Genomic DNA, 19,034 nt, shown 5'->3' on the forward strand with positions numbered 1-19,034 from the left:
AGAATCCGGCAAATGCGGCAGTTCCGCCATCATTGTTGCAGAGACGGAAACAACAAAGGGTAAACGCGAGGGAGAACTTCCGCGCCTGCGGGTGCTCCGACTGTGCCAGAGCCCAACGGGAGCGGTCTTTTTGAAAGACCGGCGACGGGCGGGAGGTCCCGTTTCCGCGGCCGGGCGGCAGGGTCCGGCTGAAACCGAACCCTGAGTTTTCCTGTCATGCGCTCAAGCGAGGCTGCCGTGGCAGTGCTTGAACTTCTTGCCAGAGCCGCAGGGGCATTTGTCATTGCGCGAGGGGTTGCCCCAAGTGGATGGATCATCCTCGACAAATCCCGGTGCCGGCTCTTCTGCTGCTGGCGCGGGCTGGGCCGCGGCCTGTTGCATGGCGGCCTGGCGGGCTGCCATCTCCATCAGCATCTGCTGCTGCTCTTCCTCGGTCATCGGGCGCACCCGGCTCAGCTGCTGGGACACTTCCTCCCGCAAGGAGTCGAGCATGCTTTCAAACAGCTGGAAGCTCTCGTTCTTGTACTCGTTCAGCGGATCGCGCTGAGCATAGCCGCGGAAGCCGACAACCGAGCGCAGATGCTCCAGCGTCAGCAGGTGTTCGCGCCACTTTTTGTCGATTGTCTGCAGCAGCACCTGCTTTTCGATGTTTCGCATGTTTTCCGGACCAAAGGCCTCGGCCTTTTCCGCCATCATCTTGTCGGAGGCTTCCACCAGGCGTTCGCGGATCTGCTCGTCATCGACTCCTTCCTCGGCAGCCCATTCGGCCACCGGCGCTTCGACTCCCAGCATTTCGCGCACCTGCTCCTGGAGGCCAGCGGTATCCCACTGGTCGGCATAGGTCTTGGGCGGCATGTGGGTGTCGAGCAGGTCGTCGATCACCTCGTGGCGCATGTCGTCGACGATCTCGGACAGGTCTTCTGCGGCCATGATTTCGCGGCGCTGGCTGAATATCACCTTCCGCTGGTCGTTCATCACGTCGTCGAACTTCAGCACGTTCTTGCGCATGTCGAAGTTGCGGCCCTCGACTTTGGCCTGGGCGCGTTCCAGCGATTTGTTCACCCAGGGGTGGATGATCGCCTCGCCTTCTTTCATGCCGAGCGACGACAGCAGCTTGTCCAGACGTTCGGACCCGAAGATGCGCATCAGGTCGTCTTCGAGGCTGAGGTAGAAGCGGGTGCGGCCCGGGTCGCCCTGACGGCCGGAGCGACCGCGCAGCTGGTTGTCGATGCGGCGGCTTTCGTGGCGCTCAGACGCCATCACGAACAGACCGCCGGCGTCCAGAACCTTCTGCTTTTCCTCGGCGTGCTTGGCTTCTTCGGCGGCGCGCAGCTCGGCCGGGTCGGCCTCGGGGTTTGCCGCCAGCGCTTCCAGCACCTTCATCTCGACGTTGCCGCCCAGCTGAATGTCGGTGCCGCGGCCAGCCATGTTGGTGGCGATGGTCACCGCGCCAAAGCGGCCGGCATCGGCAACAATCTGCGCTTCCTGCTCGTGGTGGCGGGCGTTCAGAACGTTGTGCTGAATGCCTTCCTTCTCGAGCAGCTGGCTCAGCAGTTCGGATTTCTCGATCGAGGTGGTACCCAGGAGGACGGGCTGGCCCTTTTCATGCGCCGTCTTGGCTTCCTTGATCATTGCCTCGTATTTCTCGCGGGCCGTGCGGTAGACCTGATCGTCCTCATCCACCCGCGCGATCGGGCGGTTGGTCGGCACTTCGACCACTCCGAGGCTGTAGATTTCGGCGAATTCCTCCGCCTCGGTCATCGCGGTGCCGGTCATGCCCGACAGCTTGTCATAGAGGCGGAAGTAGTTCTGGAAGGTCACAGACGCCAGCGTGGTGTTCTCCGGCTGGATCTGCACGTCTTCCTTGGCCTCAATGGCTTGGTGCAGACCTTCGGACAGGCGGCGACCCGGCATCATGCGGCCGGTGAATTCGTCGATCAGCACAACCTGGCCGTCGCGGACAATGTAGTCCTTGTCCCGCTGGAACAGCTTGTGCGCGCGCAGGGCCTGGTTCACGTGGTGAACGACGGTGGTGCTTTCCGGATCATAGAGCGAGGCCTCTGCTTCCAGCAGCCCGTGCTCGCGCAGCGTCTGCTCCAGAAACTCATTGCCGTCCTCGGTGAAGGTCACGCCGCGGGTTTTCTCGTCGATCTCGTAGTGGTCCTCGGCCAGCAGCGGGATCATCTTGTCGATGGTCGCATAAAGCTCGGAGCGGTCCTCGGCAGGGCCAGAAATAATCAGCGGGGTGCGGGCCTCGTCGATCAGGATCGAGTCCACCTCGTCGACGATCGCAAAGTTGTGCTGCTTCTGGAACACCTGGTCCAGCGACGGTTTCATGTTGTCGCGCAGGTAGTCGAAGCCAAGTTCGTTGTTGGTGGCATAGGTGACATCGCAGCCATAGGCGGCCATCTTCTCGGCATCCGCCTGGCCGGACCAGATCACGCCCGTGGTCATGCCGAGCTGGGCAAACACCTTGCCCATCCATTCGCTGTCGCGCTTGGCCAGGTATTCGTTCACCGTGACCACATGCACGCCCTTGCCGGTCAGCGCGTTCAGATAGGCCGGGAACGTCGCCACGAGGGTCTTGCCCTCGCCGGTCTTCATCTCGGAGATGTTACCCTGATGCAGGAACACGCCGCCCATCAGCTGGGTGTCAAAGGCGCGCAGGCCCAGGGCCCGCTTGGCCGCTTCGCGCACGTTGGCAAAAGCCTCCGGCAACAGCGCGTCGAGGCCTTCGCCGTTCAGGGCCCGCTTGCGCAGCTCTTCAGTCTTTTCGATCAGCCCGTCGTCGCTGAGCTTCGCGAACTCCTCCTCCAGCGCGTTGATCTGTGCAATCAGCGGCCGCGTCGCCTTGATCTTACGGTCGTTCGGCGTACCGAAAACCTTTTTGGCGAGTGTTCCGAAACCCAGCATATCTTCTCCAGCGATCCTATGTCCGGCCTGTGCATCGGGCAGGCTTGCCCGCCGTGTCCGCAACCCATAAACAAGGTGGAAAGACGGTCCTGCCAATGGCCTCAAGGCGATGTAAGCGGCAGGGTATAGAGTGTCAACGGCGCGCCCCCCAGCGGCCAAGGAATAGGAAGATTTCTATGCGTAAAGGTCTCACTTTTCTGTGCGGTATGGCTATGGCGGCCTGCGCAGCGCTTCCGCTGGCGGCGGTGGCCGCGCCGCATGCCAACACGGTTGTTGCCTCGGTCAATGGCGAGGAGATCACTGTGGGCCACATGATTATGGCGCGCGAAAACCTGCCGGAGCAGTATAAGCAGCTGCCGGATGACGTGCTGTTCAACGCGATCCTCGACCAGCTGGTGCAACAGACTGCGCTGAAACAGCAGCTGCACGGTGAGGTGCCCCGCTATGTCGAGTTGTCGGTCGAAAACGAACAGCGCGCTATGCTGGCGGCCAATGTTCTCCAGATGGTGATGGACAATGCCAGCGGTGAAGAGGCGCTGCGCGCGGCCTATGATGAGAAATACTCCTCAGGCGACGGCGGCGATGAGTTCCATGCAGCCCACATTCTGGTCGAAAGCGAAGAAGACGCGCAGGAGATCATCAAGGAGCTGGATGACGGCGCCGATTTCGCAACCCTCGCCAAGGAGAAATCCACCGGCCCCTCCGGTCCCAGCGGCGGCGATCTGGGCTGGTTCACCACCGGCCGCATGGTGCCGGAATTTGAAGAAGCAGTGTTGGAGCTGCGCTCCGGAGATGTCTCCGGTCCGGTGCAGACACAGTTTGGCTGGCACGTGATCCTGCTGCATGAGCGCCGCAAGACAGAGGCCCCCGAATTCGAAGAGGTGCGGGCGCAGATCGCCGACGAGCTGCGCCAGAAGGCGGTGGAAAACCGCGTGAACGAGCTGACCGCAGCGTCAGAAATCGAACGTCCCGAAATCGAGGATTTGGATCCGGCCATCCTCAAAGACCTCAGCCTGGTAAGGAACTGATCATGGCGAAATCCCTGCCCGTCTCGCCGCTGGCCCCGGCCAGCTTTCCCGACCTGCCAGTAATCAAGGGGGTGCGCTTTGCCTCAGCCGCTGCCGGCGTGAAGTACCAGGGCCGCACCGACGTGATGCTGGCGGTGATGGATCCGGGCACTTCGGTGGCCGGCGTGTTCACACGCTCCAAGACCCGGTCCGCCCCGGTGCTGGACTGCCAAGCCAAGCTGGGCGGCGCGGCGGATGCCGGTGCGGCCATCTTGGTGAACTCCGGCAATTCCAACGCCTTTACAGGCCGTTACGGGCAAACCTCGGTGGCAGAGATTACCACTGCGGTCGCTGCCGCGGCTAACGTCCCGGCGGAGCGTGTCTTTACAGCCTCGACCGGTGTCATTGGCGAGCCGCTGCCGCATGACCGCATCGTCGCGAAGGTCGGCGAGCTGAACGATGCGCTGGACGAGACCGCGCTGGAAGGTGCCGCCAGGGCGATCATGACCACCGACACCTTCGCCAAAGGTGCCAGCGCAACGGTCGGGATTGAAGGGAAGACCGTCAAGATCGCCGGCATTGCCAAAGGCTCCGGCATGATCGCACCGGACATGGCGACAATGCTGGTCTATATCTTCACCGATGCCAAGGTGGAGCAAGCGGCGCTGCAGGCGCAGCTGACGGAGATTTGCGACCGGACCTTCAATTGCATCACGGTGGACAGCGACACCTCGACCTCCGACAGCCTGATGCTGTGTGCGACCGGCGCCTCGGGTGTGGATGCCACCGGCAACGCGGAATTTGCGGCGGGGCTGGAGCGGGTCATGCTGGACCTGTCGCACCAGGTGGTGCGCGACGGCGAAGGCGCAACCAAGTTCGTGGAAATCCAGGTGACCGGAGCAGCTTCGGACGCGGATGCCAAGGTGCATGGCCTGGCGATTGCCAACTCGCCGCTGGTCAAAACCGCCATTGCCGGCGAGGATCCGAACTGGGGCCGCGTGGTGATGGCAATCGGCAAGTCCGGCGCCGCAGCGGACCGGGACTTGCTGTCGATCTCCTTTGGCGATGTTCTGGTGGCGGAAAAGGGCTGGGTCTCGCCGGACTACAAGGAAGAACTGGGTGCGGCGGAGATGAAAAAGCAGGAGATCACCATCAAGGTGGATCTGGGCCTTGGCAGCGGCCAGGCCACTGTCTGGACCTGCGACCTGACCCATCAGTACATCTCGATCAACGCGGATTACCGGTCATGAAAACTGTTCTGGTATCGGCTGTTGCGCTCATTGATGTGGACGGGCGGGTGCTGCTGGCGCAGCGTCCCGAAGGAAAGTCGATGGCGGGCCTGTGGGAGTTTCCTGGCGGCAAGATCGAGCCGGGGGAAACCCCCGAAGCAGCGCTGATCCGCGAGCTGCAGGAGGAACTGGGAATTGGCACTTGGGCCTCCTGCCTGGCGCCGCTGACCTTTGCGAGCCATTCCTACGAGGACTTCCACCTGCTGATGCCGCTGTTTGCCTGCCGAAAGTGGGAGGGCATCCCGCGGGCCCAAGAAGGCCAGACTTTGAAATGGGTTCGGCCGCAGGACCTGCGTGATTATCCGATGCCACCGGCCGATATTCCGCTGATCCCCATCCTTCGCGACTGGCTCTGACAGGCCCGGAACACCAGGCTGGCCCCTCTGTCAATCCGGGTTATTAGCGGTTTATCGGGCGTTTAACTGATGCTGCCCGCACGGGTAACGCTTTGTTAATCAATCTGGCTGAGCATCAGGATACGGAGCAAACCACTACCCTGAATTGCACATAGGCAGGATTAGACCATGCTTAGAACAATCGCAGTAGGCAAGTTTTCCCTGGTTCAAGGCAGTTTCATACGGGCACTCCCTGACGGGAAAATCGCGGTACGGGTTGGGTCAAAAACCTTTCAGGGCCAGCCAGTTACACCAGCCGCCTGAGCCGCCACTCACACACATCAGGCAGACAGAGAGGGCAGCTTCCAACAGCTGCCCTTTTCCGGATTCACCGGCTGCGGCAAAGGCGCAGTGCTGAATGGCGCTTTCAGGACTGATCAGCTGCCCCATTGAAAAAGGGATCCGGCCTTTCGACAGCTGTCATTTACCAGCGGACCCGTGCACTTTCGCAGCGCAGCAGCGAAGGGCCTGGTTTGATGCGCCGCCGAAACGCAACGGATCGGCACTCCCCCGAAGCTTCGATAGCTGCTGCACGGGTATTCGGCGTCGGCTCTGCCGTCAGGCGTAAATGAAAAAGGCCCCGGCATCCGCGCCAGGGCCTTTCTTTTTTGGATCGCGACCGGATCAGTCGAGGGTGCGGGTCACTTCCTCGCGCTCGAAGATCTCGATCACGTCGTTCGGGCGGATATCGTCGTAGTTCTCGAACGCCATACCGCATTCCTGACCGGACTGAACCTCGGCGACTTCGTCCTTGAAGCGCTTCAGGGTCTTCAGGGTGCCTTCGTGGATCACCACGTTGTCGCGCAGCAGGCGCACGCCGGCCGAGCGGCGGGCAACGCCTTCGGTGACCAGACAGCCGGCAACCTTGCCAACGCCAGTGACCTTGAAGACTTCCTTGATCTGCGCGTAGCCGATGAAGTTCTCGCGGATCTCCGCCGACAGCAGGCCAGAGGCTGCCGCCTTAACATCATCCACCAGGTCATAGATCACCGAATAGTAGCGGATCTCCACGCCCTTCTGGTTGGCGGTGTTGCGGGCCGAGGCATTGGCACGAACGTTGAAGCCCATGATCGGCGCACCGGAAGCTTCGGCAAGACCGACATCGGTTTCGGTGATCGCACCGACGCCCGAGTGCAGCACACGCACACGCACTTCCTCGTTGCCGATCTTTTCCATCGCCTGAACGATGGCCTCGGCAGAACCCTGCACGTCAGCCTTGACCAGAATCGGCAGCTCGGAGACGTTCTCGTCTTCCTTGGCCTTGGCCATCAGCTGTTCCAGCGTGGTCGCGGCACCGGCTGCGGCGCGCTTGTCCTTGGCCGCTTGCTCGCGGTATTCGGCGATTTCGCGCGCCTGAGCTTCGGTTTCGGTGACGTTCAGAACGTCACCCGCTTCCGGGGTGCCATTCAGGCCCAGAACCTCAACCGGAACCGAGGGGCCGGCTTCCTCAACCCGCTCGCCCTTGTCGTTGATTAGCGCACGGACCTTGCCGTACTGCTCACCCACAACAAAGATGTCGCCCTGGCGCAGGGTGCCGTTCTGAACCAGCACGGTGGCCACGGGGCCGCGGCCTACGTCCAGCTGCGCCTCGATCACGGCACCCTGTGCGGCGCGGTCGGGGTTGGCTTTCAGTTCCAGGATTTCCGCTTGCAGCGCAATGGCTTCCAGTAGTTCGTCCAGGCCCTGGCCGGTGACAGCGGAGACTTCCACGTCCTGCACTTCGCCGGACATGGCTTCCACGATCACCTCATGCTGCAGCAGGTCGGTGCGGACCTTGTTCGGGTCGGCCGCCGGTTTGTCGATCTTGTTGATCGCCACGATCATCGGAACACCGGCCGCCTTGGCGTGGTTGATCGCCTCGACGGTCTGCGGCATCACCGCGTCGTCCGCTGCAACAACCAGAACCACGATATCGGTCACCTGCGCGCCGCGCGAGCGCATCGAGGTGAAGGCCGCGTGGCCCGGGGTGTCCAGGAAGCTCAGCACGGTGCCGCTTTCGGTGGTCACCTGATAGGCGCCAATGTGCTGGGTAATGCCGCCGGCTTCGCCTGCCACAACGCGGGCGTCGCGGATTGCGTCCAGCAGCGAAGTCTTGCCGTGGTCGACGTGACCCATGATGGTGATGACCGGCGGACGCGGCTTCAGGTCTTCGTCCTTGTCCTCGACCTCCTTGATCACGTCTTCAACGTCGGCGTCGGACACGCGGGTCACCTTGTGGCCGAATTCCTCGATGATCAGTTCAGCGGTATCGGCGTCGATCGACTGGTTCTGGGTGACCATCATGCCCATCTGCATGAGCGATTTCACCACGTCGGCAACGCGTTCGGCCATACGGTTGGCCAGCTCGGACACCACGATGGTTTCCGGCAGCTGCACGTCACGCACAACCTTTTCCCGCTCAACCGAGCCGCCCATGGCTTTCTGGCGCGCACGCTCCTGCTTGCGCTTCATCGCCGCCATGGAACGCTGGCGGTTGCCTTCGCCGCCGGTCGCCTGGCCAAGCGTCAGCTTGCCGGAGCGGCGGTTGTCGTCACGGCCCTTGCCGCGGGACGGGCGCTGTTCGCGTTCACGATCGGATTTGCGCGGAGTTGCAGCCGGAGCCGGCTTGTTCGGTGCCGGACGCTCTGCCTTGGGAGCGGGCGCGGGGGCAGCGGCAGCGCGTTTGGCTGCCTCTTCTTCCTCGGCGCGCTTGCGCTCTTCCTCTTCGGCTTTCTGACGGGCGCGCTCTTCGGCTTCGCGCTGCTCGCGCTCCTTGGCTTCCGCTTCGGCGCGGCGGCGTTCACGCTCTTCGGCGCGGGCCTTTTCCTCGGCTTCGCGCTGCGCGGCTTCTTCCGCCTCGCGGGCCTTGGCGGCCTGCAGCGCCTTCAGGCGGCGCTCCATCTCTGCATCGCTGATGCCGGCGGGCCGGCGGGATCCGGACGCTGCCGGTGCAGCACCGCTGCCGCTTTTGGCCGCACCCGGCTTGGGAACCACAACGCGCTTGCGCTTGGTTTCCACTACGACATTCTTGGTCCGTCCATGGCTGAAACTCTGTTTCACGTTCCCCGGACGGGAACCCCCACGCAGACCCAGTGTCTTTTTGCCGTCACTATCGCTCATAAAGCTACTTATCCTTCCGTGCGGCCGTTGCCGCCCACCATTTCGCGCAAACCTTGCAGTCGTTGCGCCTCATCTACAACACGTTTGCTGAGTCCGCCAGAGGCGAGGGCGGCATGTATCACAGTTTGGCGCCCAAATGCCATTCCCAGCTCGTCCGCCGTGAGGCAGCCGATGAATTTGCCCTTGTAGGGCGTGCTCAGCTTCGACTTTCCGCGGCCGGACCCGTCAGAGGCCTGGATCAGCACCCGGGCCTCTTCCTTGGCCAGCCAGTCCTTGACCTTCTCAAAGCCGGCCACCGCGTCGCCCGACTTGCGCGCCAGGCTGATCAGCCCGACCAGACGGCGAACCACTTGGTCCTCCACCTCCCCGACAAGCCCGGCGGAGACCTGGACCTGCGATTTGAAGCCGCGGGCGAACAGCTTCTTTTTGACAGCGGTTTCCAGCGCCGCACGGCTGGACGCGACATAGACGCCGCGGCCCGGCAGCTTTTCCATCACGTCGGGCACGACCTGGCCCTCAGGACCCATCACAAAACGGATGAGGCCCTGTTTGGGCTGGGTCTCGCCGGTTGCGATGCACTTGCGCTCGCTGCCTTCGGACCGGTCTTTTTGTACGCCGCCGCGTGTCATGCAGGTCTCCTTTGCAAAGCCCGGGATCAGGCTTCGCCTTCCTCTTCGCCAGCGTCTTCGCTTTCCGCCGCTTCCGCTTCCAGCTCAGCCGGATCCACCCAGCCCAGCATGATGCGCGCGGTCATGACCATGTCCTGCGCCTCTTCCAGCGATACGCCAAAGGGCTCCAGGATGCCGTCGTCCTTGACCCGCTCGCCGCCATCGTTGGTCCAGCCGCCTGCCAGTTCCCAGTCGGCGCAGGTGGCGAAGTCTTCCAGCGACTTCACGTCGTCCTTGGCCAGCGCCTCGACCATTTGCGGGGTCAGGCCCTCGAACTGGATCAGGCTTTCCTCGGCGCCCAGCGCACGGGCTGCATCCAGGGCCGCCTTGGCCTGGGCTTCCAGATAGTCGCGGGCACGGGCCTGCAGTTCTTCGGCGGTGCCTTCGTCGACACCGTCAATGACCAGCAGTTCATCGAGCTCGACATACGCAACCTCTTCCAGGTTGGTGAAGCCCTCAGACACCAGAAGCTGGGCAAAGAACTCGTCGAGATCAAGGGTCTCCATGAACAATTTCGTGCGCGCCTCGAATTCCTTCTGGCGGCGGGCCGATTCTTCTTCCTCGGTCATGATGTCGATGTCGAGGTTGGTCAGCTGCGACGCCAGGCGCACGTTCTGACCGCGGCGGCCGATGGCGAGCGACAGCTGCTCTTCCGGCACCACAACCTCGATCTTGCCGGCTTCCTCGTCCAGCACCACCTTGGTCACTTCGGCCGGCTGCAGCGCGTTCACCAGGAAGGTCGGCTGATCCTCGTTCCACGGGATGATGTCGATCTTCTCGCCCTGCAGCTCGTTCACAACGGCCTGCACGCGGGAGCCGCGCATACCCACACAGGCGCCGACCGGGTCAATCGAGCCGTCATAGGAGACAACAGCAATCTTGGCGCGCGAGCCGGGGTCGCGGGCAACCGCCTTGATCTCGATGATGCCGTCATAGATTTCCGGCACTTCCATCTTGAACAGCTCGGCCATGAACTCCGGCGCGGTGCGCGACAGGAAGATCTGCGGGCCGCGCGGCTCGCGGCGCACGTCCTTGATGTAGCAGCGCACGCGGTCGTTCGGGCGGTAGCTTTCGCGGCCGATTTTCTCGTTGCGGCGCAGGATCGCTTCGCCGGCGCCCACATCGACGATGACGTTGCCGTATTCCTCACGCTTGACCAGGCCGTTGATGATGGTGCCGGCGCGGTCCTTGAATTCTTCGTACTGGCGGTCACGCTCAGCTTCGCGGACCTTCTGCAGGATCACCTGCTTGGCCGACTGGGCAGCAATCCGGCCCATTTCCACCGGCGGCACTTCCTCGACGTAGGTCTGGCCCACTTCGGGGTTCGCCATGTACTGGCGCGCCTGCTCGACGGTCATTTCGGCCTGATAGTTCTCCAGCTCGTCATCCGCCACAACGGTGCGCACGCGGGTAAAGGTGGCGCGGCCGGTCTTACGGTCGATCGACACCCGGATGTCCATCTCGGCGCCATAGCGGCTTTTGGCCGCACGGGCGAGGCTCTCTTCCATCGCCTCGATCACCAGACCCGGGTCGATCATCTTTTCGCGCGCCACGGCCTCGGCGGTTTGCAACAGCTCCAGCTGGTTTGCAGAGGTGATAGCCATTACTTTTTCTCCTCTTCGGACTCTTCGGTCTCGATTTCGTCGAATGCGTCTTCGTTGAGCGTCCCGGCCTCTTTGCGCTGACGCAGCATTTCCTTGATCAGATCATCGGTCAGAACCAGCTTGGCATCGCTCAGCCAGTCAAATTTCAGACCAATGGTCACGGTCTCGCCCTGATCCTCGATATTGATCAGGACTTCGTCGTCCTCGGTACCCGCCAGCTCGCCTTTGAAGCGGCGGCGGCCGCCGACCATCTCGGCGGTTTCGAGCTTGGCCTCGTAGCCCTCGAACATCTCGAAGTCTTTCATCCGGGTCAGCGGACGGTCAATGCCGGGGCTCGACACTTCCAGGGCATAGGCATCGATGATCGGGTCTTCGACATCCAGCACGGCGCTGACGGCATTCGAAATGTCGGCGCAATCATCCACCTCGATGCCGCCGTTGGGCTTGTCGGCCATGATCTGCAGCGTCGTCGACTTACCAGACATCAGCCGGATTCGCACCAGCTCATACCCCAGATCCTCGATCACCGGGGTGACGATCTCGGCCAGGCGCCGGTCGATGGCAGCTTTGGCAATCAGGTCGTTGGTCATCAGACCTCCACTTGGAGCGGCAGGCGCGAACCTGCAAACACAAAAAAACGGGCGCGCGGCCCGTCGAAATTCCCGGTGGAGCCTTGAGCCAGAGGTTCAACGCGCCGCTGTTGTCAAAGCCATATAGGGGGGATTGGGGAAAACTGCAAGGCTTGTCTTCGGGGATGGCCGCGTGGCGGTGTCAGGCCATCCACCAGCGTTCGGCGATGCGGCCGTCATCCAGCGGCGCACGCTGGCCCACCTTGCGCGGGATGCCGACGGTGTGCCGGGCGGCCAGCGCCATGTTGCTGGACGAGGGGTGATACAGGAACTCGCCCCGGCGCAGCAGGCCGCGCGGTTCCGGCAAGGCCGCCACGTCGACATAGCCGTCGCGCAGAGCCTCAGCCCGGACGGCGGCGTCGGGGATAACGATGATCTCCACCGCATCCGCCCAGCCGGCAGTTCCGGCCTTATAGTGATCCGCCACTTTTGAGGCGCGGAAATGACGGTCTTCCTGCGCCCGCTCCACCTTGTAGCAACCGGTGCCCACCGCATCTGACAGCGGCACGGGCAAATCGCCGCCGGGGGCAATCATCTGATCCGCACTGGCCAGCAGATAAGGCAGATGCGGATTGGGCTGCGCAAGCTCCACCAGCATCTGATGGCCGCCCAGCGCGGTGACGGCCCGCACCTCCGCCCCGGTGATTCCCTGCACCAGAAGCGAGGCGGCGGCATCGTCCGCTGTCAGCGGGCTGCCGTCATGAAACGCCACGTCCTCACGCAGGTTGAAGGTCCAGGTCCGCGCATCCTCTGTGGAGTGCCAGCCTTTGGCCAGCTCGCCGCGCAGCAGCCCGTCCGGGGCAATTTCGGTCAGCGTGTCATAGATCGCACCGCGGGCGGCCTGCTCCAGCATCCCGCCATCGCGCGGGACCGCCAGGCGCAGCACGCCGCCTGCCTTGGGCGACGCATGGACCGATCCGCCGGCGGCGGCCAGCAGGGCAGCGGCAGCACCCGAGGTGAACAGCGCGCGGCGGTCGATGCGCGTCATGGCACAAGCTCTCCTGCAATCCGGTCCATCGCCCGGACCAGCTCAGCGCTGATTCCCGGCTCCGACAGAGCATGGCCGGCATTGCGCACCATCTTCAACTCCGCATTTGGCCACAGCTCATTCAGGCGCCAGGCGGACGACGGCGGGCAGATCATGTCATAGCGCCCTTGCACGATCACGCCGGGGATATGGGAAATACGCCCCATGTTGGCAAGGATCTGGCCGTCATAGTCGAGAAAGCCGCCGTTCCGGAAATAATGGTTCTCCAGCCGGGCAAAGGCACGGGCGTAGTCGCCGGGGCTTTCACCGCTGTGACCGTTGGAGTGCACCGACGCCAGCGCGTTTTCCCAGGAGGACCAGGCGCGGCCAAAGCGCACTTCCTCGTCCAGGTTTCCGGAAAACAGCCGCTTGTGGTAGGCGCCGATCATGTCGCTGCGCTCGCCATCGGGGATCAGCGAGACGAATTTGGCCCAGGTTTCGGGCCAGAACTTACCGGCGCCGCCGCCGTAGAACCAGTCGAGCTCAGCTTTTGTCATCAGAAAGACGCCGCGCAGGATCATCTGCTGCACCCGGTCGGGGTGGGTCTGGGCATAGATCAGCGCCAGCGTCGCCCCCCAGCTGCCGCCGAACAGGATCCAAGACTCGATACCGATCTGACGGCGAATCAGCTCCATATCGGCGACCAGATGCCAGGTGGTGTTGTCCTCGCAGGAGGCATAGGGGCGCGAGCGGCCGCAGCCGCGCTGGTCAAACAGGATAATCCGGTAGATTTCGGGATCGAAGTAGCGCCGCATCGCAGGGCTGCTGCCGCCGCCGGGGCCGCCATGGCACACAATCACGGGTATGCCGTTTGGATTCCCGCTCTGCTCTGCATATATACGGTGCCCCTGGCCTGCGTCGATCATGCGCTGGTCAAAGGGCTCGACCGGCGGGTAAAGATAATGCACTGCGCGCTTTTGGTCCGGGTATCTATCCATTACTGACCTTAGTGAGACGTCAGACTACAAAAGAGCACACGGAGACAGGAATGCAAGCGCCTCAATCCACGGTCGACCCTGCGGAAATCGCCAAATTCGAGGCGATGGCGGCGGAGTGGTGGGATCCGCATGGCAAATTCAAGCCCCTGCACATGCTGAACCCGTGCCGGCTCGACTATATCACCAAGCAAATTGCCGCCGAATTCAGTCGCGACCTGACGGCACGGAACCCGTTCGAGGGGTTGCGGCTTTTGGATATCGGCTGCGGCGGCGGGCTGCTGAGTGAGCCTATGGCCCGGTTGGGTGCTACGGTTGTGGGCGCCGATGCTGCCGAGGGCAACCTGCCGGTCGCGCGGATCCACGCCGAACAATCGGGGCTGGAGATCGACTACCGCCACACCACCGCCGAGGCGCTGGCCGAGGCTGGCGAGCAATTCGATGTGGTGCTCAACATGGAGGTGGTGGAGCATGTCGCCGATCCGCTCAGCTATCTGACCGCAACACAGCAGCTGCTGAAACCCGGCGGGCTGGAGATTTGCTCAACCATCAACCGCAACCCCAAGAGCTTTGCCATGGCCATCATCGGCGCCGAAGTGGTCATGCGCTGGCTGCCGCGCGGCACGCATGAATGGTCCAAGTTCATCACCCCGGATGAGCTGTTCGAGCTGCTGCGCAAGGCCGGGCTGAAGCCGGTGGACCGCAAGGGGTTCGTGTTCAACCCGATCACCTGGAACTGGTCGATTTCGGAACGGGATCTGTCAGTGAACTATGTGACCGCCAGTGTGAAACCCGGCTGAGCTGCCGCTGCCTCCCCTAAGTCTGCCGCCTATCCTAAAGGATAGGTGGTAATCCTTATGCACCCTTTAGTTGAGCCGCGCTGATTGTTAAGTTCAGTTAGCGGATTTGGAATGTTACCCGGTCCGCCTCCGGGGAAAGCCCTTGAATTGAATAATTGCTTACCGCTGTTTTCGGCGGGTCCGCCCAGAGGTTGCCAGGACCGCCACTCACGGATTGGTGGGGACTGATGGGGAAGAGGGGCGCCTGCTTGCGGGCGTCCTTCTTTTTTGGGCAGACGTCTCAGTCAGAAGGCTGCCGGATCTGCCGGCTCAGCCGCTTTCTTCCAGCTTGCCGCGCAACTCGCGCAGGATCGGCAGGGTGGCCCGGACCCGGTCGCTGCCCAATTCACCGACCACCTCGGAGATCACCGGAATGATCCCGGCCAGAGCCGCATCACGGGCCTGTTTGCCCGCCGGGCTGATTGCCACCATCTTGCGCCGCGCATCATCCCAATCGGGACGGACGTGTATATATCCCGCCACTTCCAGTTTGCTCAGCGTGTTGGTCATTGCCCCGCGCGTCACGTGAAACGCCTTGGCCAATTGTGCAGGCGAGCGCTCCAACCCGGCGCGGGCCAGGTGGTTCAGCACCGAAAAATGCGACAACTCCATCCCTTTGGGCAGCACTTTGCTGAGGCGTGACCGGGCCAGCTGGTCAGCCATGAGTATCTCGCTGAACAGCGATACCGCCAGGGAATGGGTCTCGTCCATCAGGGTCCGTCGAACTCCCGGTCGTGAGTCAGGGAAGGCACGCGCTTGCGTGCTTCTGCCACTTTTTCGAGGTCGAGATCAACGTAAGTCACACCCGGCTCCTGACCTGCATCCGCCAGCACCTCGCCCCATGGGGCGACGGCCAGGGAATGGCCAAAGGTTTTGCGGCTGGGCCCGCGGGAGGCCGGGTGCTTGCCGGTCTGCGCCGGTGCCAGCACGAAACAGCCGGTCTCGATCGCTCGGGCGCGCAGCAGCGAGTGCCAATGCGCCTGGCCGGTCACATAGGAGAACGCCGCCGGCACGGTCAGGATCTGCGCCCCGCCCTTGGCCAGCGCCCGGTGCAGATGCGGAAAGCGTACGTCGTAGCAGATGGTCATGCCAATGCTGGCGAAGGGTGTTTGCGCAACGACGGCTTTGGTCCCCGGACGGTAGCCGTCGGATTCGCGATAGGTCTCCTCGGGCGTGACCTCCACATCGAACATGTGGATCTTGTCGTAGCGTGCGGTGATTTCCCCCTGCGGACTGATCAAAAACTGCCGGTTGGCGAAGCGGCCATCGTCGTCGTGGGTCTTGATCCCCAGCGAGCCCAGCAGCAGCCAGATACCATGTTTGGCAGCTTCTTCACGCAGGGCGGCCAGGGTCGGGTCGTCCTCCTCGTGGCACAGGACACCATTCTGATGCGTCCGGCTGCCCGATAGGCAATTTGTGACCTCGGGCGTCAGCACAAAACCGGCCCCGCCGCGCACAGCCTCCGCCATCATTGCTTTCACAGTTTCCAGGTTTTCGGCCGGGATATCGGTGGATGTCATCTGAAGCAGAGCTGCGCGCATCTTGTCTCTCCGGTCTCAGGCCGCAAGCAGCGGGTCGAGCTTGCCTGCCTGCTCCAGCGCATAAAGATCGTCACAGCCGCCGACGTGGGTTTCGCCGATGAAGATCTGCGGCACCGTGCGGCCGCCATTGGCGCGCTGGATCATCTCCGCCTTGCGCTCCGGCTCTTCCAGCACGTTGACTTCCGAAAAAGCCACGCCCTTCTGGTTCAGCAGCCGCTTGGCCGCATGGCAGTAGCCGCACAGAGGCGAGGTGTAGATTTCAACCGATTTCATTCATGACCCCATGTTCTGGTTTCGAAGGTTGTGGAGGAATTGGGGATTCATTGCAACAATTGCCAGAGGCCGCCGGGCGGGCTCACGTTTGCGTGACCCGGGCCAGCACCGCTACCCGCACCTCGGCTGCTCCCGCCTGCAGGCAGGCATCCGTGCAGGCGCTGAGGGTGGCGCCAGAAGTCATCACGTCATCCACGATCAGCACGCTGCGGCCCTTGATCCTGCCCAGCCTGCCCGGATGCGCCCCAATGGCAGACCCCAGCAGCTGATAGCGCTGGTCCCGCGTCTTCCCCTCCAGCGTGGGCGTCTGCCGGGTGCGGCGCAGCAGGTCCGGGCAGTGCTCCAATCCAGTGCGTTCCGCTAGCGCCTCTGCCAGCAGTGCAGACTGGTTATACTTGCGCTTGAGCAGCCGGGTCCAATGGAGCGGCACCGGGCAGATCAGCGGACCGCCCCGCAAAAGCGGTTCCGCGGCCCGCTCCAGCCAACCTGCTGCCATTTGCGCGATCTCTGTCCGGTCGCCGTGCTTCAGGGCCAGCACCATCCTGCGCCCCTGCCCCTCATAAAGCAGTGCGGACCGCCCCTGGCTCCAGGGCCGTGGATGGCGCAGGCAGCTGTCGCATTCCAGACGGAAGCCGTCCGCCTCCCCCGGCAGCGGAGCGCCGCAGCCCTCGCAGACCGTGCCGCTGATGAAATGCATGCCTGACCAGCATGTGCCGCACAGGCCAAAGTCGCTGCACACAAGCCCGCCGCAGCCCAGGCATTGGGCTGGATAGATCAGTGAAACAGCGGTTTGAATCCTGGCCAGCAGCATCTAAATAGCCTCCATGACACAAGCGCCCGCACAACTCTTCGACCGAACCACGTTGGCAGCCCGCCGCGCCCGACGGCGCGCGGATGCCCTGTTCCTGCACCAGATGGCGCGGGATGAGGCCGAGGATCGCCTGAGCCTGGTTAACAGAACCTTTACAGCGCCCGCCGTGGTCAGCCCCTTTCCGGAGGTCTGGGAAGGGTTTCAGCCTGCGGCAAAGGTCGTGGCAGATGCGGATGTTCTGGCGCTCGAAGAAGGCGCGCATGATGCGGTGATCCATGCCATGTGCCTGCATTGGGCCAACGATCCGGTCGGCCAGCTGATCCAATGCCGCCGCGCCTTGAAAGAAGACGGGCTGCTGCTGGTCATCCTGCTGGGCGGCCAGACCCTGCACGAGCTGCGCGCGGCCATGGCTGAGGCAGAAACCGTGGTGATGGGAGGACTGTCGCCGCGGGTTGCCCCGATGGGAGAGATCCGCGACCTGGGCGGGCTGCTGCAGCGGGCCGGTTTTGCGCTGCCGGTGGCCGACCTGGTGCCGCTGACCGCAGAATACCGCGACCTCACACACCTGATCCACGACCTGCGCGGCATGGGAGAGACCAATGCCCTCACCCAGCGCCTGAAACGCCCGGCACCGCGCGCCTTGTTCCAGCTGGCCGACCACATCTACCGCGAGCATTTCGCCACTGCAGACGGCCGGCTGCCCGCGACGTTCGAGCTGGTCTGCCTCACCGGCTGGTCACCATCGGACAGTCAGCAGAAACCCCTGCGCCCCGGCTCTGCCCAGGTGCGCCTGGCCGATGCGTTGAAGGTGCCGGAAACCAAGCTCAAGCCTTGATAAGTTTCCGCTATGGCTGCGCCAATGTGATCCAATTGGCCTTCTGCGCGTAAAGACAGTAGTTTGCCGCCAACACCGAAATTCTCAGCCCCACAGGACCTGCCCATGCTGGACGCCGCCCGGACCGCCAAATGCCCTGCCCACGCCCCTGCCGATCACCCCAAGATCCCGGCGGAGAAGGTCGGCATCCTGCTGGCCAACCTTGGCACGCCGGACGATCACTCCTATTGGCCGATGCGCCGGTATCTGAACGAGTTCCTGTCCGACAAGCGGGTGATCGACTACCCGTCGTGGAAATGGCAGCCGCTGCTGCAGCTGATCATCCTGACCAAACGCCCGTTCTCCTCCGGCGCGGCCTACAAGTCGATCTGGAACCACGACAAGGGTGAAAGCCCGCTGATGACTATCACCAAGGACCAGACCGCCAAGATGGCCGAGGCGATGAAAGCGCGGTACGGCGATCAGGTGATGGTCGATTTCTGCATGCGCTACGGCAACCCCTCGACCAAATCCAAGGTGCGGCAGATGGTGGAGGCCGGCTGCCAGAAGATCCTGTTTGTGCCGCTGTACCCGCAATACGCTGGCGCGACCTCCGGCACCGCCAATGACCAGTTCTTCCGCGCCCTGATGGACGAACCCTGGCAGCCAGCCGCACGCACGATCGCGCCCTATTTCGATCAGCCCGCGTATATCGACGCGTTGGCGCGGTCGGTGGAAGAGGCCTATGCCAAGGCAGAGAAGCGCCCTGACATCCTGGTGGTGTCTTACCACGGGATGCCGAAACGGTATCTGATGGAAGGCGATCCCTATCATTGCCAGTGCCAGAAAACGACGCGCCTGCTGAAGGAGCGGCTGGGCTGGGACGACACTCAAATCACCACGACTTTCCAGTCCGTGTTCGGGCCTGAGGAATGGCTGAAACCCTATACCGTGGACCACGTCGCGACGCTCGCCAAGGAAGGCAAAAAGAACATCGCGGTGATCGCGCCGGCCTTCTCCGCCGACTGCATCGAGACGCTGGAGGAGATCAACGAGGAAATCCGCGAAAGCTTTGAACACGCCGGCGGCGAGGACTTTCTCTATATCCCCTGCCTCAACGATGATGATGACCATATCGCCGCACTGGCCGGGGTTATCGAACAGAACCTGCAAGGCTGGCTGGACTAAAC

17 protein-coding genes are annotated in these 19,034 nt (G+C 63.0%); 6 read left to right on the forward strand and 11 right to left on the reverse strand.

What is annotated here, in order from left to right; all coding sequences use genetic code 11:
- Positions 1-222 precede the first annotated feature (222 nt).
- On the reverse strand, positions 223-2,913 hold the full coding sequence (gene secA / locus AC5STI_RS13395; protein WP_495447017.1) for a preprotein translocase subunit SecA: 2,691 nt from the start codon (positions 2,911-2,913) through the stop codon (positions 223-225).
- Positions 2,914-3,089: 176 nt separating this feature from the next.
- Between secA and AC5STI_RS13400 the strand changes: the two genes are divergently transcribed.
- The 3 genes from AC5STI_RS13400 to mutT are packed head-to-tail and all read left to right on the forward strand — an operon-like array spanning position 3,090 to position 5,565.
- A complete protein-coding gene (locus AC5STI_RS13400) occupies positions 3,090-3,941 on the forward strand; it encodes a peptidylprolyl isomerase (RefSeq protein WP_495447018.1) in 852 nt (283 codons plus the stop codon).
- Between the two features lie 2 nt (positions 3,942-3,943).
- Positions 3,944-5,170, forward strand: a complete 1,227-nt coding sequence (argJ, locus tag AC5STI_RS13405) for a bifunctional glutamate N-acetyltransferase/amino-acid acetyltransferase ArgJ (RefSeq protein ID WP_495447019.1) — start codon at positions 3,944-3,946, stop codon at positions 5,168-5,170.
- On the forward strand, positions 5,167-5,565 hold the full coding sequence (gene mutT, locus AC5STI_RS13410; RefSeq protein WP_475048413.1) for an 8-oxo-dGTP diphosphatase MutT: 399 nt from the start codon (positions 5,167-5,169) through the stop codon (positions 5,563-5,565). The genes argJ and mutT overlap by 4 nt, the downstream gene beginning before the upstream one ends.
- Positions 5,566-6,228: 663 nt before the next feature.
- On the opposite strand, the gene infB is transcribed toward mutT, so the two are convergent.
- The 6 genes from infB to pip all read right to left on the reverse strand — a co-directional run bounded on the left by infB (position 6,229) and on the right by pip (position 13,569).
- A complete protein-coding gene (gene infB / locus AC5STI_RS13415) occupies positions 6,229-8,703 on the reverse strand; it encodes a translation initiation factor IF-2 (RefSeq protein ID WP_475048416.1) in 2,475 nt (824 codons plus the stop codon).
- Positions 8,704-8,711: 8 nt separating this feature from the next.
- The gene (locus AC5STI_RS13420) at positions 8,712-9,332 is read right to left on the reverse strand and encodes an RNA-binding protein (RefSeq protein WP_495447020.1); all 621 of its coding nucleotides are present in this window, start codon (positions 9,330-9,332) and stop codon (positions 8,712-8,714) included.
- Between the two features lie 26 nt (positions 9,333-9,358).
- The gene (nusA, locus tag AC5STI_RS13425; protein ID WP_495447021.1) at positions 9,359-10,975 is read right to left on the reverse strand and encodes a transcription termination factor NusA; all 1,617 of its coding nucleotides are present in this window, start codon (positions 10,973-10,975) and stop codon (positions 9,359-9,361) included.
- Complete coding sequence (gene rimP / locus AC5STI_RS13430) at positions 10,975-11,565, reverse strand: ribosome maturation factor RimP (RefSeq protein ID WP_475048424.1); 591 nt, start codon at positions 11,563-11,565, stop codon at positions 10,975-10,977. The genes nusA and rimP overlap by 1 nt, the downstream gene beginning before the upstream one ends.
- A gap of 181 nt (positions 11,566-11,746) precedes the next feature.
- Positions 11,747-12,592, reverse strand: a complete 846-nt coding sequence (locus tag AC5STI_RS13435) for an ABC transporter substrate-binding protein (protein WP_495447022.1) — start codon at positions 12,590-12,592, stop codon at positions 11,747-11,749.
- The gene (gene pip / locus AC5STI_RS13440) at positions 12,589-13,569 is read right to left on the reverse strand and encodes a prolyl aminopeptidase (protein WP_490397812.1); all 981 of its coding nucleotides are present in this window, start codon (positions 13,567-13,569) and stop codon (positions 12,589-12,591) included. Before pip ends, AC5STI_RS13435 begins: the two co-directional genes overlap by 4 nt.
- Positions 13,570-13,619: 50 nt before the next feature.
- Between pip and ubiG the strand changes: the two genes are divergently transcribed.
- Positions 13,620-14,366, forward strand: coding sequence for a bifunctional 2-polyprenyl-6-hydroxyphenol methylase/3-demethylubiquinol 3-O-methyltransferase UbiG (ubiG, locus tag AC5STI_RS13445; RefSeq protein WP_490397813.1), 747 nt, complete (start codon positions 13,620-13,622; stop codon positions 14,364-14,366).
- Between the two features lie 309 nt (positions 14,367-14,675).
- On the opposite strand, the gene AC5STI_RS13450 is transcribed toward ubiG, so the two are convergent.
- The 4 genes from AC5STI_RS13450 to AC5STI_RS13465 form a co-directional block, all read right to left on the reverse strand.
- Positions 14,676-15,116, reverse strand: a complete 441-nt coding sequence (locus AC5STI_RS13450; RefSeq protein ID WP_024092104.1) for a MarR family winged helix-turn-helix transcriptional regulator — start codon at positions 15,114-15,116, stop codon at positions 14,676-14,678.
- On the reverse strand, positions 15,116-15,946 hold the full coding sequence (locus tag AC5STI_RS13455; RefSeq protein WP_495447023.1) for a carbon-nitrogen hydrolase family protein: 831 nt from the start codon (positions 15,944-15,946) through the stop codon (positions 15,116-15,118). The genes AC5STI_RS13450 and AC5STI_RS13455 overlap by 1 nt, the downstream gene beginning before the upstream one ends.
- A gap of 15 nt (positions 15,947-15,961) precedes the next feature.
- Positions 15,962-16,219 (reverse strand): glutaredoxin 3, encoded by a 258-nt coding sequence (gene grxC / locus AC5STI_RS13460; protein ID WP_475048435.1) that lies wholly within the window; start codon positions 16,217-16,219, stop codon positions 15,962-15,964.
- A gap of 82 nt (positions 16,220-16,301) precedes the next feature.
- Positions 16,302-17,030 (reverse strand): double zinc ribbon domain-containing protein, encoded by a 729-nt coding sequence (locus AC5STI_RS13465; RefSeq protein WP_495447024.1) that lies wholly within the window; start codon positions 17,028-17,030, stop codon positions 16,302-16,304.
- A gap of 13 nt (positions 17,031-17,043) precedes the next feature.
- On the opposite strand from AC5STI_RS13465, the gene AC5STI_RS13470 reads away from it, so the two are divergent.
- Together AC5STI_RS13470 and hemH are read left to right on the forward strand one after the other, a co-directional pair.
- On the forward strand, positions 17,044-17,865 hold the full coding sequence (locus tag AC5STI_RS13470; protein WP_495447025.1) for a methyltransferase domain-containing protein: 822 nt from the start codon (positions 17,044-17,046) through the stop codon (positions 17,863-17,865).
- 105 nt (positions 17,866-17,970) lie between these two features.
- Entirely contained in the window at positions 17,971-19,032 is a 1,062-nt protein-coding gene (gene hemH / locus AC5STI_RS13475; RefSeq protein ID WP_495447026.1) for a ferrochelatase, read from the forward strand.
- The last annotated feature ends 2 nt before the right edge of the window (positions 19,033-19,034 follow it).

It is taken from the genome of Leisingera sp. CC-HEC096 (genome assembly GCF_059429235.1).

Excerpts from the sequence above, each read along its gene's own strand:
- rimP (WP_475048424.1), bottom strand. The coding sequence starts at position 11,565 with ATGACCAACGACCTGATTGCCAAAGCTGCCATCGACCGGCGCCTGGCC.
- nusA (WP_495447021.1), bottom strand. The coding sequence starts at position 10,975 with ATGGCTATCACCTCTGCAAACCAGCTGGAGCTGTTGCAAACCGCCGAG.
- AC5STI_RS13450 (WP_024092104.1), bottom strand. The coding sequence starts at position 15,116 with ATGGACGAGACCCATTCCCTGGCGGTATCGCTGTTCAGCGAGATACTC.
- AC5STI_RS13400 (WP_495447018.1), top strand. The coding sequence starts at position 3,090 with ATGCGTAAAGGTCTCACTTTTCTGTGCGGTATGGCTATGGCGGCCTGC.
- AC5STI_RS13465 (WP_495447024.1), bottom strand. The coding sequence starts at position 17,030 with ATGCTGCTGGCCAGGATTCAAACCGCTGTTTCACTGATCTATCCAGCC.
- AC5STI_RS13455 (WP_495447023.1), bottom strand. The coding sequence starts at position 15,946 with ATGCGCGCAGCTCTGCTTCAGATGACATCCACCGATATCCCGGCCGAA.
- secA (WP_495447017.1), bottom strand. The coding sequence starts at position 2,913 with ATGCTGGGTTTCGGAACACTCGCCAAAAAGGTTTTCGGTACGCCGAAC.
- mutT (WP_475048413.1), top strand. The coding sequence starts at position 5,167 with ATGAAAACTGTTCTGGTATCGGCTGTTGCGCTCATTGATGTGGACGGG.
- AC5STI_RS13420 (WP_495447020.1), bottom strand. The coding sequence starts at position 9,332 with ATGACACGCGGCGGCGTACAAAAAGACCGGTCCGAAGGCAGCGAGCGC.
- AC5STI_RS13470 (WP_495447025.1), top strand. The coding sequence starts at position 17,044 with ATGACACAAGCGCCCGCACAACTCTTCGACCGAACCACGTTGGCAGCC.
- pip (WP_490397812.1), bottom strand. The coding sequence starts at position 13,569 with ATGGATAGATACCCGGACCAAAAGCGCGCAGTGCATTATCTTTACCCG.
- hemH (WP_495447026.1), top strand. The coding sequence starts at position 17,971 with ATGCTGGACGCCGCCCGGACCGCCAAATGCCCTGCCCACGCCCCTGCC.
- infB (WP_475048416.1), bottom strand. The coding sequence starts at position 8,703 with ATGAGCGATAGTGACGGCAAAAAGACACTGGGTCTGCGTGGGGGTTCC.
- argJ (WP_495447019.1), top strand. The coding sequence starts at position 3,944 with ATGGCGAAATCCCTGCCCGTCTCGCCGCTGGCCCCGGCCAGCTTTCCC.
- grxC (WP_475048435.1), bottom strand. The coding sequence starts at position 16,219 with ATGAAATCGGTTGAAATCTACACCTCGCCTCTGTGCGGCTACTGCCAT.
- ubiG (WP_490397813.1), top strand. The coding sequence starts at position 13,620 with ATGCAAGCGCCTCAATCCACGGTCGACCCTGCGGAAATCGCCAAATTC.
- AC5STI_RS13435 (WP_495447022.1), bottom strand. The coding sequence starts at position 12,592 with ATGACGCGCATCGACCGCCGCGCGCTGTTCACCTCGGGTGCTGCCGCT.